This is a genomic window from Nostocoides sp., from assembly GCF_037045025.1.
Lineage (GTDB): Bacteria > Actinomycetota > Actinomycetes > Actinomycetales > Dermatophilaceae > Nostocoides_A.
Window position 1 is genome coordinate 496,749 of the sequence record NZ_JBAOHM010000013.1, and the last position, 12,804, is coordinate 509,552.

Consider the following 12,804-nt stretch of genomic DNA (forward strand, 5'->3'; position numbering starts at 1 on the left):
TAGCAGAGGTTGCACGAGTCGCCGCCGACGTCGCCGGAGCCCGCGAACCGCCGCCGCGACCACCATCACCACCGTCACGCGAAGGACGCCATGAGTCTGCCCCGCCTCGAACTGCTGCCCGCCGTCGACGTCCGCGACGGGCGGGCCGTCCAACTCCAGCAGGGGGTATCCGGCAGCGGCTGGGAGTTCGGCGACCCCGTGGACGCCGCGCTCGCGTGGCAGGAGCAGGGCGCCGAATGGATCCACCTCGTCGACCTCGACGCGGCATTCGGCACCGGCTCCAACGCCGACCTGCTCGCCGAGATCGTCGGGCGGCTGGACATCCATGTCGAGATGAGCGGCGGCATCCGGGATGAGGAGTCGCTGCGACGTGCGCTGGCCACCGGCGCTCGGCGGGTTAATGTCGGCACGGCCGCCCTGGAAGACCCCGACTGGACCGCCCAGGCAATTGCGTCGTATGCCGATCGGGTCGCCATCGGCCTCGACGTGCGTGGCGAGACGCTCGCCGCGCGCGGCTGGACCCGCGAGGGCGGCAACCTCTGGGAGGTCCTCGCCCGGCTCGACTCGGCCGGTTGCGCTCGCTACGTGGTCACCGACGTCAACAAGGACGGCATGCTCGCCGGCCCGAACCTGGAGCTGCTGAAATCGGTTGCGCAGCATACGGATGCGGCGTTGGTGGCGAGTGGGGGAGTGTCCAGCCTCGCCGACATCGAGGCGATCCGGGCGCTCGTGCCGATCGGGGTCGAGGGGGCGATCATCGGCTCGGCGCTCTATAAGGGCGCGTTCACCCTCCCCGAGGCGCTCGACCTTGCCGGGCGGCCAGTCGCGCGGTGAGCAGCCAGGACAATCCGCGCGATCACGCCCACCACCCGCTGCGCGCCGCGCCGGGAACCGCCACCGACACCGCGGGCGTGCCCTGGGCCAGACGCGACCTGAGCCCCTCCGGTTTCGAGGAGGACGCCGGCGCCAGCGACCCGGCGCTGCTCGCGGCGCTCGCCGACGAGGGCGGGGACGAGGCGCGCCTGATGGAGCGGGTCGCCGCCGGCCGCTTCGTGGTCGCCGTGGTCGCCCACGCCGAGGAGACCGTGACCGGCGCGGACGGCCTCGTTCAGGACGCCAGCGTCGAGATGGCCCTCGTCACGCTCGTCGCGCCCGACGGCCGCCGGGCGCTGCCCACCTTCACCGGTGTCGCCGAACTCACCGCCTGGGACCCGGCCGCCCGGCCGGTCCCGGTCACCGCCGACCGGCTCGGCCAGGCCGCGATCGCCGAATCCTGCGAGGTCATCGTCGTCAACCTCGCCTCACCGAGCCCCCGGGAGCTGCGGCCGAGCCAGGTGTGGGCGTTGGCGATGCGCCGGACGTGGACGCCGCCGCACGCCGACCCCTTCGTCGCGGACGCCGTCGCCGCTGCCCTCGCCGCAGTCCCGGACGTCACCGGCCACACGCTGTATGCCGCCGACCCCCCCGGAAGTCTCGGGGTCGAGGTCGCGTTGCGGCCGGGGCTGGGGCCGCGGGAGGTCGAGGCCCTGGTGACCGGCGTCGGCGAGCGGCTCGCCGCCGACGGCGAATTCCGCGCCCGGATCGACGGCCTCGCCTTCCGCCTGCGCTGATGCCTCCGCCTGGTGATTTCCTGGGCCTGCGCTGATGCCTGCGTGCTGCCTGCACGTGCGGTGTCGCCGTGACCGTGGCAGAGCAGCCGCGTCCTAGTAACGGCGTCACGCCGATTCCGGGGAAGCGGCCTACCCCTGGTATCCTTGGTGGCAACCGGTCATGCCTGCCCGGACCCGCCTCGCGAGTCCAGGTGGACGTGATGCTCAAGAGAAGTCGACGGCAGTCAGCTTCCACCCGCGACCACCGCCACAGGTGGCCGGGTCACCGGCCCCGGGCGCGACCCGGCCACGGCGCCAGCCGTGGCCAGCAGCGCTTGTGCGCGGCTGCGGCATACGTGCCTGCGTATGTTTGCGGCTCTGGTCGTGACTGCCAGCGACCTCTCGCGAGCCACTGCGGGAGGCCGTTTCCGTTGTGGGGCAGGCGTTCCGGGGTGCAGCACCACCCGCCGAACGAAGGAGCACCACATCAGCGAGCCTCGCATCAACGACCGCATCCGCGTCCCCGAGGTGCGTCTGGTCGGACCCAACGGTGAGCAAGTTGGCATCGTTCGGGTCGAGGACGCCCTCCGCCTGGCCGCCGAAGCCGATCTCGACCTGGTCGAGGTCGCCCCGATGGCCAAGCCCCCCGTCGCCAAACTCATGGACTACGGCAAGTACAAGTACGAAGCCGCCATGAAGGCCCGGGAGGCCCGCAAGAACCAGGTCAACACGGTCATCAAGGAGATCAAACTCCGGCCCAAGATCGACATCCACGACTACGGCACCAAGAAGGGCCACGTCGAGCGGTTTTTGAAGGCGGGGGACAAGGTCAAGGTCACGATCATGTTCCGCGGCCGAGAGCAGTCCCGTCCCGAGTTGGGCTTCCGCCTGTTGCAGCGGCTCGCCGAGGACGTCCAGGAACTCGGTTTCGTCGAGTCCCAACCCAAGCTCGACGGCCGCAATATGGTCATGGTGATCGGCCCCACGAAGAAGAAGTCCGAGGCCCGGGCCGAGCAACGCCGCCGGCAGGCCGAGAGCGCCGCACCAGCCGTCCCAGCCGGCGACGCGGCGCCCCCAGCCGGCGCGTAGCTCACCCGCCTCACCCGTCTTTCGCGGTGGCGCCCAGACCGGGCTCCACCCTGCCCACGCACAGCAAAGGAGATCGGCTGTCATGCCGAAGAACAAGACGCACAGCGGCGCCAAGAAGCGCTTCCGGGTCACCGGCAGCGGCAAGATCATGCGCCAGCGCGCCAACCACGTCCACAAGTTCCACGAGAAGAGCCCGCAGCACGCGCGGCGCCTCGCGAGCGACGTCGAGGTCGCCCCGGCGGACACCAAGGCCGTCAAGCGCCTGCTCGGCAAGTAGCCGCCTCCTGCCCCACCGGGGTAACCCTCTCGTCGAACGTTAACCAGCAAGGAGAATCACGTGGCACGCGTGAAACGGGCAATCAACGCCCACAAGAAACGCCGGGTCGTCCTCGAGCGCGCCAGCGGCTACCGCGGTCAGCGCGGGCGCCTCTACCGCAAGGCCAAGGAGCAGCTCAACCACTCCCTGACCTACAGCTACCGCGACCGCCGGGCCAAGAAGGGCGATTTCCGTCGCCTGTGGATCCAGCGGATCAACGCCGGCGCCCGCGCCAACGGCATGACCTACAACCGTTTCATCCAGGGCCTGCGCGCCGCCGAGATCGACGTCGACCGGCGCATGCTCGCCGAGCTGGCGGTCAATGACGAGGCCGCGTTTGCGGCGCTGGTCGAGATCGCCAAGGCCAATGTGCCGGCGGCCGCCGCCGGTGAGGCGAAGGCCCAGGCCTGACCCGCCCGTCGCGTGAGCGCCGGATCGGCGCGCTGACCAACCCCCGATCGGATCGGGTGCGGGGGGTCGCCGCGCTGGCCCGGCGCTCGGTGCGTTCCGACACCGGCCGCTTCCTCGTCGAGGGCCCGCAGGCGGTGCGCGAGCTGATCCGGTATGCCGCTCCTTCCGTCGTCGACGTCTATGTCACCCCCGACGGGCGGGCCCGGCACGCGGAGATCTATTCGGCCGCGTATGCCGCCGGCTGCTTCGTCCACGACGTCACCGACGAGGTGCTCGCCGCCATGGCCGACGCCGACACCCCGCAGGGGATGGTCGCTGTCGCCCAGCAGCCCGTGGTCGGTTTGGCAGACGTGCTCGATGGCGCCCGGCTGCTCGTGCTGCTGCACGAGGTCCGCGACCCGGGCAATCTCGGGACGGTGATCCGCGGCGCCGACGCCACCGGCGCGGACGCCGTGCTCGTCACCGCGAACTCGGTGGATGCCTTCTCGCCCAAGGTGATCCGCTCCGGCGCCGGGTCGCACTTCCACGTGCCGGTCGTGAGCCGGCTCGACGTCGAGGCGACGCTGGCCGCGCTGGGGGAGCGCGGCATACGGACCCTGGCGACGCAGGGCGACGCACCGCTGGCGCTACCCGACGCGGACCTGACTGGCCCGCACGCCTGGGTGCTGGGCAATGAGGCGCATGGCCTGCCCGACGCGGTCGCGGCGGCGTGCGATGAGCGAGTGGCGATCCCGATCTATGGCGCCGCCGAGTCGCTGAACTTGGCCATGGCCGCCACCGTGTGTCTCTATGCGTCAGCCTTCGCGCGGCGCGGGTGAACGCGGGCGGGCAGAAGGGGTGATGGTGTCCATCGGCACGCGGTGGACGACTGCCGGCGCCGTGATGGCGTTGGCCGGCCTGGTCACCAGTCGTGTCCGGACGGGGACGGTTGTCCATTCCGCCGCAGGGCTTTCGGAGCGCGCCACCCGCGAGCGGCTGGCCAGCGCCGCCGATCGGTATGCCGCCCAGTCGCGCACGCTCGGCATCGACCTGGACACCGCAGTCGCCATGCTGCGGGCTCGGTGGCCGGCAGGGGAGCCTTCGGCGTGACGGGGCTAAGCCGTGGGAAAGCAGCGGCGCCAGGCGTCGACGTGCTCTTGTCGCAATGACGTGCGACATCAATTCATTGAGGTGGTGGGATGTCCGGCTCCGTGGTGACCGTCCTGGTCTATCTGCTCGTCCCCCTCGCCGTGCTGGCGGTCGCCCTGTCCGACTCGACCACGGCCCGCGCGGCCCGGCTCGCCAACTTCACCAGGCACCAAGGCGTTCCGGTGACCGAGGCCAATGCGACATGCGTCTCGGACAGCCTCGGGCGCAGCCGGCGCTGGCGCCGAGTCGGTGTGGCGGTGACCCTGCTCAGCGGTCTGCAGATCTCGATCGCGTATGGCAGTTGGGAGCCCACCGAGGCGCACCAGTCCACGTCGACGGGCTGGCTGACGCTCTTTTGCGGCTGGTTTGCCGGGCTGCTCCTGGCCGAATGGCGGGCGGGCCTGACCTGGCTCGGTGCCGGGATGCTCTCGCTCATCGGCACGACCTACGACCCGTTCCGCGGCGGCGCGTTCGGGCACAACGCCGGCGGCTGGGGTGTGCTGCTCGCGCTCGGCGGATGCCTGCTCGGCCTGCGGATCGGCACGTCCCCGACCCCACGCCTAGCCGCGACCGAAACTCCGGCCCCCACGGCGACGCCCGTGGTGGGCGCCGGCGGCGCGAGCTGATGGTCCTCGATGTCGACCTGGGCAGCCCGGTGCCGCCATACGAGCAGCTCCGGGCCCAGCTCGCGACGATGATCACCTGTGGGACGCTGCCGGCCGGCCACCGGCTGCCGCCGATCCGCCAACTCGCCGCCGACCTTGGCCTGGCCACGGGCACGATCGGCGGGCCTACCGCGAACTCGAAACCGCGGGTCTGGTGACCAGCCGGGTGCGCACCGGGACGGTCGTCGCCCCCCGCCAGGCCATGCCGGCGCAGGCCAGCCGCGAGCAGCTCGCCGATGCCGCCCGCGGGTATGCCGCGGCCGTCCGCCGCCTCGGCCTCGACCTCGACGCCGCGGTCGCCGGGGTGCGGGCCCAATGGAGTCACCTGCCCGGAGAATGACGTCGGCAGGTATGGGGGCCGGGTCAGGTCATCACGGGGTGCGCAGCTCCCTGAGGGGATCGCGACGGGAGGCAATTACGGCGGGTATGACGGCACCGACGGTTGCCGCGATGAGGCTGAGATATCCAGTGGCAAAGAAGAAGTCCCAGCCGGGTAGGGGTTGGTCGCGCAGCCGGAACAGGGCCAGGGTCGCGGCGATGCCGAGCATCTGTCCCCCTAGGACGAGTAGGGCGACTTGGGTCAGCTATAGCGTGATGATCAGTCCCCTCGTGGCGCCGAGTGCTCGGCGGCGACCGAAGTCCCGGCGCCTGAGTTGGACCAGCGCCACCAGGACGAGGGTCACCAGCGCAGTGCCAGCGGCGAGGATGAGAAGTAGGAGGCCTCGGCCGAAGCTCGCGAGGTTGTCGTCGACGCGGGCGCGCAGGTTCGCGAGCCGGGTGCTGGATTCGAGCGTAACCTTGGTGGGGTCCGGCGTGACGGCCATCCGTGCGACGGCGCTCACGAGCGGAGCGACCTGGTCTTGTGCCGAAGCTTGCACGGTCAACCCTACGAGGGGTGCTTTCGCGGTGGGGATGTCGGGAATGAGCACAATCGGTTCATCCCGGGTTAGATTCTCGGGCGGAAAGGTGAGCCCGACGATGGGGTAGGTGCGGCCCGGGCCAACAGACACGGCGCCTGCCGGATCGGCGAGGCCCAGGAGGGTCCGTCCGGCGGGGTCGACGTACGCGGCGTCGGGCAGCGGCGAGCGGGTACTCAGGTGCAGTGGTGTGAGGGTTGTGGCGTAGACCCGGCGGACGCCGACGGCCGGACCATTGGCGCGGAGCAGGTTATAGCCGTCCTGGGCGGGACCAACGCCGAGTGCCCAGTCGACGCCGGACAGGCCTCCGACGGCTGTTACTAAGTCGGCAGTGAGCCCCGCGTCCGTGGTTGCTCGGACGACTATGTTGCGGGTGCCCTCCAAATCGATCACGTGCAGCACCTCGCGCTGCGCAGCGGCGGCCCGGCCCATCGTGCTGGCGATGGCGACCACGACGCCGGCGATGATAAGGACCCCTTAGAGCGGTGACGACGGCTTGGTCGCGCACAGTAGGGTGCTTGGCGTGACGTGGCGTACCCAGCAAGCACCGGCGATCGTGGGCTGGCAGCGGCATACGGTTGCCGCCGAGCGGGTGCGGGCCCAACTGGCAGGCATTCCGGGAGGGAGCCCGGTGCGGCTGGCCAAGCGCACGTCCAATCTCTTCCGGCCGCGCGCCGACACGGGCAGCCCCGGCCTGGACGTCAGCCGGCTCGGCGCGGTTATCGAGGTCGACCCGGCCGCACGCGTTGCCCAGGTCCAGGGGATGTGCACCTATGAGCACCTCGTCGAGGCGACGCTCGCGCACGGGCTGATGCCCTATGTCGTGCCGCAGCTGAAGACGATCACCCTGGGCGGGGCGGTCACCGGCCTAGGCGTCGAGTCCAGCAGCTTCCGCAACGGCCTGCCGCACGAGTCGGTGCGCGAACTCGACATCCTCACCGGCAGCGGCGAGATCGTCACCGCCACGCCGACCAACGAGCATGCCGACCTCTTCCGCGCCTTCCCCAACTCCTACGGCTCGCTCGGCTATTCGGTGCGGCTGGAGATCGACCTGGAGCCGGTGCAGTCGTATGTCCGGTTGCGCCACCTGCGTTTCCACAGCATCGCCGCACTGGTGGGGGAGATGTGCTCCCTGCTGGCCGACCGGCAGTTCGAGGGGCGGGCACTGGACTTCCTCGACGGGGTTGTCTTCTCCGCCACCGAGTCCTATCTCACCGTGGGCTCGTTCACCGACACCGCGCCGGCCACCAGCGACTACACCGGTCAGCAGATCTATTATCGCTCGATCCAGCGCCAGACCACCGACCACCTGAGCGCCCAGGACTACCTGTGGCGCTGGGATACCGACTGGTTCTGGTGCTCGCGGGCGCTTTATGTCCAAAAACCGTTGGTGCGCCGGCTGGTTCCCCGCCGCTACCTGCGCAGCGACGTCTATGGCACGATCATTCGCTTCGAGAACCGCCATGGCTGGTATGCCGCGCTGCAGCAGCGCCGCGGCGCCCGCCCCAAGGAGCGCGTCGTCCAAGACATCGAGGTCCCGATTGAGCGCACCGAGGAGTTCGTCACGTGGTTCCTCGATGCCGTGCCGATCGAGCCGATCTGGTTGTGCCCGTTGCGCCTTCGGGACAACGATCACGGAGCTCGGCCCTGGCCGCTCTACCCGCTGGAGGCGGGCCGCGACTATGTCAACGTCGGCTTCTGGTCGGCTGTCGACATCGTGCCGGGCGCGCACGACGGCGACGTCAACAAGGCCATCGAGGCCAAGGTCGACGACCTCGACGGCCACAAGAGCCTGTATTCCGACGCCTACTACGAGCCGGAGGCCTTTTGGAGTCTCTACGGCGGAGAGGACTATGCCCGCGTGAAGAAGCTCTACGACCCCGACGGCCGGCTGCCCGACCTTTACGCCAAGGCGGTGGGCCGCCGATGAGCCTGACGATCGGCGAGATCGCCGACGAGGTCTTCGGCACCGAGGTCCCCTTCCAGTTGCGCGCGTATGACGGCTCGACCGGCGGCAACAAGAACGCCGGGATCAGCCTCGACCTGCGCACCGAGCGGGGCCTGCGCTATCTGGTCACCGCGCCTGGCGAACTCGGGCTGGCCCGGGCCTATGTCCAAGGCGACCTGGCCATCGACGGCGTCGATCCCGGCGACCCCTATGACCTGCTCGTCCAAGTCAAGGACAAGCTCGGCGCCAAGATCCCCGATCCGCGCAAGCTGAAGGACATCCTGGGCAGCCTCGGGGCCAAGATGTTCCTCCCGCCGGAGCTGCCGCCGCAGGAGAACCCACCCGGATGGCGTCGGCTCGCCGAGGGACTGCGCCACTCGATGACCCGCGACGCGCTGGCGATCGCCCACCACTACGACGTCTCGAACGCGTTCTACGAGTTGGTACTTGGTCCGTCGATGGCCTACACCTGCGCTTGTTATCCTCGTGAGGACGCCACCTTGGAGGAGGCCCAGGCGGCCAAGTTCGACCTCGTCTGCCGCAAGCTCGATCTCAAACCCGGTATGCGGATCCTCGATGTCGGCTGCGGGTGGGGCGGCATGGTCCGGCATGCCGTCAAGAACTACGGCGTCACGGCTCTCGGGGTGACGCTCTCGGCCGAGCAAGCGGCATACGGGCAGCAGTGGCTCGAGCGCGAAGGGTTGGCCGACCGCGGCGAGGTCCGTCACGGCGACTACCGCCACGTCACCGAGTCCGGCTTCGACGCGATCTCCTCGATCGGGCTGACCGAGCACATCGGCGTGAAGAACTACCCCGCCTATTTCGCCTTCCTCGCCGAGCGGGTCAAGGACGGCGGCCGGCTGCTCAACCACAGCATCACCCGGCCGAGCAACCACTTCAACCAGATCACCAAGGGCGGGTTCATCAACCGCTACGTCTTCCCCGACGGCGAACTCGCCCCGGTCGGCGTGATCATCAACGCGATGGCCGACCAAGGGTTCGAGGTGCGGCACGTCGAGGACCTGCGGGAGCACTATGCCCGCACCTGCCGCGCCTGGGCGCGCAATCTGTCGGGCAACTGGGACGCGGCGGTTGCCGAGGCTGGGATCGGCACGGCCCGGGTATGGGGGCTCTACCTCTCCGGCAGCTCGCTCGGCTTCGAGCGCAACGAGATCCAGCTGCACCAGGTCCTCGGCCAGAAGGTCGGGCCGGGTGGCGTGGCCGCTTATCCGCTGCGTCCCGACTTCGGTTCCTGACCCGATGAGGTCGTGCGTGCCGCGTTAGTTGCGGATCTTCCCCTTGCCGAGCGCGGCGGGCCGTGCCACCCTTGACGAATCGTTTCGGCACCGCAGCCGGGAGGCGAGCGTATGACGCATCCGACGATCCGCGATGTCGCCGCCCTCGCCGGTGTTGCGGCCTCCACGGTCAGCGTGGTGCTCAACGAGGTCGACGGAGCCCGGGTCAGCGATCCGACGCGGCAGCGGGTGCGCGAGGCCGCCGAACTGCTCGGCTACACCGGCAACGACGACGCCCGGCATTTGCGACGCGGGCGGCGCCCGACGGGGAACGTGGTGCTGGTCAACGACGTGATCGCCACCGGTCCGTATGGCGCCGCGCTGATCGAGGGTGCCCAGGCGGCGGCCTGGCGGGCCGGCGCGCAACTCGTCGTGCTCAACACCGCAGGCATCGCCGAGCGCGAGTCCGAGGCCCTGCGCGCCACGCCCACCCGCCACGCTCACGCCGTCGTCCTGGCGTCCTTGTCGTATGCCGCCCGCACCGTCCCGCAGGTCCGCGGGCTGGTGCTGGCCAATTCCAGGCCGCGCCGCGGAGAGCCCGTCGTTCCCCACGTCATTCCGGACGAGGCTGGCGTCGGCGCGGTCGCGGCCCGTGAGCTGATCGCGCTCGGGCACACCCGGATCGGGGTAGCCACGATCAGCCGGGCTGACGCGGCTGCCGCTCGGCTGCGCGGCTTCCGGCGGGAGTTGACGCGGGCGGCCGTCCCGATCGAGCTCGTGCTGGTGCGCCGCGTCAGCCGATTCGAGGCGACGGCCGAGGGCGGCCATGGGGTCACCCGGCGGCTGCTCCGTGAGCGACCGGATCTGACGGCGATCTGGTGCTTCAACGACCGGATGGCAATGGGCGCCTACCGGGCCGCAGCCGAGGCCGGCCGCGGCATACCGGACTCCCTGTCGATCATCGGGTGCGACGACCTGGAGCCGGTGGCCGAGTCGCTGTGGCCGTCCTTGACCACAATGGCATTGCCCTACTTCGAGATTGGCGAGCGGGCTGTCGAGATCGCTCTCGACCCCGAGCATCCCGTCCGGCGCGGGACCGGCCAGCGATTGCTGATCCCGGCAACCCTGGTTCGACGCTTCTCGGCCGGCCCGGCCCCCGTCGCGACCATGTCGCAGCCACTCACCGCATCCGAGAAGGGATAGACCGTGCCCGACGACGCATCCTCCGAACGTTTCGTTCACCTCCAAGGCGACGACGTCTCGCTGCTGCTCGACCTGAGCGAGGGCCGGTTGCCGATCGTGCTGCATTGGGGGCGCCTGCTGGACGACCTGGACGTGCGCCAGGCAAGTACGATCCGCTCCGCGGACTTCCCGCCGATCGGTCCCAACAGCGTCGATGTCCCGGTGCGGATTTCCGTTCTGCCCGAGCACCATACGGGCTATATCGGACGTCCGGGTGTGAGTGGCTCGCGGTCGGGACTGGCCTGGTCACCCGCGTTCACGACGACCACGGTGCACCTCGACGGCATCGACGTGGGGGAGTGGGCCGAGAGTGGACCGGCCCTGCTCGCGATCGCGGCCCTCGACCCGGAGGCCGGCCTGCACCTGGATCTCGACATCGAGCTGCTCCCCAGCGGGCTGATCCGCTCGCGCGCCACACTGACCAACACCGACCCGCAGCCGTATGCCGTGGAGAACGTCTCGCTCGCTTTTCCCGTCCCGGCCCACGCGAGCGAACTGCTCGACTTCGCCGGCCGGTGGGGCCGGGAGAAGGCGCCCCAGCGGCTGCCGCTCGGGCGCGGTATCCATCTGCGCGAAGGCCGCAAGGGCCGCACGGGCGCCGACTCGGCGACGATTCTCCACGCCGGCACACCGGGTTTCGGCTTCGAGCACGGCGAGATCTGGTCGGTGCACACCGCCTGGAGCGGCAACCATGTGCATTATGCCGAGGCGACCTTCGACGAGCACCGGGTCATCGGCGGCGGCGAATTGCTGCTGCCGGGGGAGATCCGGCTCGAGCAGGGCGAGGCCTATACGACCCCGTGGGTCTACGGGAACTACGCGGTGGGTCTGGATGCCCAAGCCCACCGCTTCCACTGCTTCCTGCGCGCCCGCCGCCGCCCGGTCGGCCCGCACCGGCCGGTGACGCTCAACGTCTGGGAGGCCGTCTACTTCGCCCACGACACCGACCGGCTGATCGACCTGGCCGAGCGGGCCGCAGCACTTGGCGTGGAACGCTATGTCCTGGACGACGGCTGGTTCGGCTCGCGCCGTGACGACTACTCGGGCCTCGGTGACTGGGTGGTCTCCCAGGAAGCCTGGCCCGACGGCCTGCACCCCCTGACCGACAAGGTGGCCGAGCTGGGGATGCAGTTCGGCCTGTGGTTCGAGCCGGAGATGGTCAACCCGGATTCCGACGTCGCCCGGGCTTACCCGGAGTGGATCATGAGCGCCCGCCGCGACTGGCCGGTCGAGTCGCGCCACCAGCAGGTCCTCAACCTGGCGATCCCAGCCGCCTACGCCCATGTCCGCGACCAAATCCTGGCGATCCTGGCCGAATACCCGATCAGCTACATCAAGTGGGATCACAACCGCGACCTGATCGAGGCCGGTGACCAGACCCAGGGTGGCCGGCCGGCCGTCCACGCCCAAACCACGGCGATCTACCGGCTGCTCGACGAGATCCGTGCCGAGCACCCCGACCTGGAGATCGAGTCCTGCTCCTCCGGCGGGGCGCGGGTCGACCTGGGGGTGCTGCAGCATATCGACCGGGTGTGGGTCTCGGATTGCATCGACCCGCTCGAGCGGCAGGCGATGCTGCGGTGGACCACCCAGTTGCTGGCACCCGAATTCCTCGGGTCGCACATCGCGTCCGGGCGCTCGCACACGACCGGCCGCGTGCACGATCTCAACTTCCGCGCCGCCACAGCACTTTTTGGCCACTTAGGCATCGAGTGGGATCTCGCGCAGGCGAGCGACCGAGCGCTCGGCGAGCTGCGCGCGTGGATCGGTTTCTACAAGGAGAACCGCGAACTACTTCTCACCGGGGACCTCGTCCGGATCGACGACCCGGGCGACGGCTTCCTCGCCCATGGCGTCGTCGCGCCGGACAAGTCGCGTGCCCTCTTTGCCTATGTCGCGGTGGCCAATCCGCTCGCCGACCCCGGCCCGGCGTTGCGGCTGCGTGGCCTCGACCCCCATCAAACGTATGCCGTGCGCCCGGTCCTCGTCGGAGGCGCGCCCTCCGGACTGGTCGCCCCGCTGTGGTGGGGTGGGGCCGCCGAAGCCGACGAACCCCTCGATCCCAGCCATCCATACCCGGGCCTACAGGCCCCGATCTCCTTCCCGGGCGCCGATTTCCGTGGGGACGTCCTCGCGGCCGTCGGTGTCCGGCCTCCGCGATTGCACCCCGATCAGGCGGTGTTGTTGCGTGCCGACGCGCATCCGGTGCCGGCGCTGTCCCCATCCGACGACGAACCCTCGTCGCGACCGTAAGAAAGGTCTCT

The 12,804-nt window shown here is 70.1% G+C and carries 16 protein-coding genes; 14 read left to right on the plus strand and 2 right to left on the minus strand.

What is annotated here, in order from left to right; translation table 11 throughout:
- Positions 1–90: 90 nt before the first annotated feature.
- The 10 genes from priA (at position 91) to V9G19_RS18230 (ending at position 5,538) form a co-directional block, all read left to right on the plus strand.
- A complete protein-coding gene (gene priA / locus V9G19_RS18185) occupies positions 91–834 on the plus strand; it encodes a bifunctional 1-(5-phosphoribosyl)-5-((5-phosphoribosylamino)methylideneamino)imidazole-4-carboxamide isomerase/phosphoribosylanthranilate isomerase PriA (RefSeq protein WP_462286821.1) in 744 nt (247 codons plus the stop codon).
- Complete coding sequence (locus V9G19_RS18190) at positions 831–1,610, plus strand: SseB family protein (RefSeq protein ID WP_462286822.1); 780 nt, start codon at positions 831–833, stop codon at positions 1,608–1,610. Before priA ends, V9G19_RS18190 begins: the two co-directional genes overlap by 4 nt.
- 363 nt (positions 1,611–1,973) lie before the next feature.
- The gene (infC, locus tag V9G19_RS18195) at positions 1,974–2,678 is read left to right on the plus strand and encodes a translation initiation factor IF-3 (RefSeq protein WP_462286823.1); all 705 of its coding nucleotides are present in this window, start codon (positions 1,974–1,976) and stop codon (positions 2,676–2,678) included.
- 82 nt (positions 2,679–2,760) lie between these two features.
- A complete protein-coding gene (rpmI, locus tag V9G19_RS18200; protein WP_462286824.1) occupies positions 2,761–2,955 on the plus strand; it encodes a 50S ribosomal protein L35 in 195 nt (64 codons plus the stop codon).
- A 60-nt stretch (positions 2,956–3,015) separates the two neighbouring features.
- Positions 3,016–3,405, plus strand: a complete 390-nt coding sequence (rplT, locus tag V9G19_RS18205; protein WP_462286825.1) for a 50S ribosomal protein L20 — start codon at positions 3,016–3,018, stop codon at positions 3,403–3,405.
- A 56-nt stretch (positions 3,406–3,461) separates the two neighbouring features.
- Positions 3,462–4,223, plus strand: coding sequence for a TrmH family RNA methyltransferase (locus V9G19_RS18210; RefSeq protein ID WP_462286826.1), 762 nt, complete (start codon positions 3,462–3,464; stop codon positions 4,221–4,223).
- A 25-nt stretch (positions 4,224–4,248) separates the two neighbouring features.
- Positions 4,249–4,494 carry a hypothetical protein gene (locus V9G19_RS18215; protein WP_462286827.1) on the plus strand — a complete coding sequence of 82 codons (246 nt, stop codon included), beginning with the start codon at positions 4,249–4,251 and terminating at the stop codon, positions 4,492–4,494.
- A gap of 89 nt (positions 4,495–4,583) precedes the next feature.
- Entirely contained in the window at positions 4,584–5,159 is a 576-nt protein-coding gene (locus V9G19_RS18220) for a hypothetical protein (protein ID WP_462286828.1), read from the plus strand.
- Positions 5,159–5,356, plus strand: a complete 198-nt coding sequence (locus V9G19_RS18225; RefSeq protein ID WP_462286829.1) for a GntR family transcriptional regulator — start codon at positions 5,159–5,161, stop codon at positions 5,354–5,356. The genes V9G19_RS18220 and V9G19_RS18225 overlap by 1 nt, the downstream gene beginning before the upstream one ends.
- On the plus strand, positions 5,353–5,538 hold the full coding sequence (locus V9G19_RS18230; RefSeq protein ID WP_462286830.1) for a hypothetical protein: 186 nt from the start codon (positions 5,353–5,355) through the stop codon (positions 5,536–5,538). Before V9G19_RS18225 ends, V9G19_RS18230 begins: the two co-directional genes overlap by 4 nt.
- 31 nt (positions 5,539–5,569) lie before the next feature.
- Here V9G19_RS18230 and V9G19_RS18235 read toward each other — a convergent pair whose 3' ends face one another.
- Both V9G19_RS18235 and V9G19_RS18240 read right to left on the minus strand, forming a co-directional pair.
- Positions 5,570–5,746, minus strand: coding sequence for a hypothetical protein (locus tag V9G19_RS18235; RefSeq protein WP_462286831.1), 177 nt, complete (start codon positions 5,744–5,746; stop codon positions 5,570–5,572).
- A 36-nt stretch (positions 5,747–5,782) separates the two neighbouring features.
- A complete protein-coding gene (locus V9G19_RS18240) occupies positions 5,783–6,568 on the minus strand; it encodes a lipoprotein ABC transporter permease (protein WP_462286832.1) in 786 nt (261 codons plus the stop codon).
- A 70-nt stretch (positions 6,569–6,638) separates the two neighbouring features.
- On the opposite strand from V9G19_RS18240, the gene V9G19_RS18245 reads away from it, so the two are divergent.
- The 4 genes from V9G19_RS18245 to V9G19_RS18260 all read left to right on the plus strand — a co-directional run bounded on the left by V9G19_RS18245 (position 6,639) and on the right by V9G19_RS18260 (position 12,793).
- Positions 6,639–8,045, plus strand: a complete 1,407-nt coding sequence (locus V9G19_RS18245) for an FAD-binding oxidoreductase (RefSeq protein WP_462286833.1) — start codon at positions 6,639–6,641, stop codon at positions 8,043–8,045.
- The gene (locus V9G19_RS18250) at positions 8,042–9,319 is read left to right on the plus strand and encodes a class I SAM-dependent methyltransferase (RefSeq protein WP_462286834.1); all 1,278 of its coding nucleotides are present in this window, start codon (positions 8,042–8,044) and stop codon (positions 9,317–9,319) included. Before V9G19_RS18245 ends, V9G19_RS18250 begins: the two co-directional genes overlap by 4 nt.
- Before the next feature lie 111 nt (positions 9,320–9,430).
- The gene (locus tag V9G19_RS18255) at positions 9,431–10,501 is read left to right on the plus strand and encodes a LacI family DNA-binding transcriptional regulator (protein WP_462286835.1); all 1,071 of its coding nucleotides are present in this window, start codon (positions 9,431–9,433) and stop codon (positions 10,499–10,501) included.
- Positions 10,502–10,504: 3 nt separating this feature from the next.
- Entirely contained in the window at positions 10,505–12,793 is a 2,289-nt protein-coding gene (locus V9G19_RS18260; protein WP_462286836.1) for an alpha-galactosidase, read from the plus strand.
- Positions 12,794–12,804 lie beyond the last annotated feature (11 nt).

What these genes read in the sequence shown, in the direction of transcription:
- V9G19_RS18220 (WP_462286828.1), top strand. Translation starts at nt 4,584, where the DNA reads ATGTCCGGCTCCGTGGTGACCGTCCTGGTCTATCTGCTCGTCCCCCTC.
- rpmI (WP_462286824.1), top strand. Translation starts at nt 2,761, where the DNA reads ATGCCGAAGAACAAGACGCACAGCGGCGCCAAGAAGCGCTTCCGGGTC.
- V9G19_RS18255 (WP_462286835.1), top strand. Translation starts at nt 9,431, where the DNA reads ATGACGCATCCGACGATCCGCGATGTCGCCGCCCTCGCCGGTGTTGCG.
- priA (WP_462286821.1), top strand. Translation starts at nt 91, where the DNA reads ATGAGTCTGCCCCGCCTCGAACTGCTGCCCGCCGTCGACGTCCGCGAC.
- V9G19_RS18250 (WP_462286834.1), top strand. Translation starts at nt 8,042, where the DNA reads ATGAGCCTGACGATCGGCGAGATCGCCGACGAGGTCTTCGGCACCGAG.
- V9G19_RS18235 (WP_462286831.1), bottom strand. Translation starts at nt 5,746, where the DNA reads ATGCTCGGCATCGCCGCGACCCTGGCCCTGTTCCGGCTGCGCGACCAA.
- V9G19_RS18225 (WP_462286829.1), top strand. Translation starts at nt 5,159, where the DNA reads ATGGTCCTCGATGTCGACCTGGGCAGCCCGGTGCCGCCATACGAGCAG.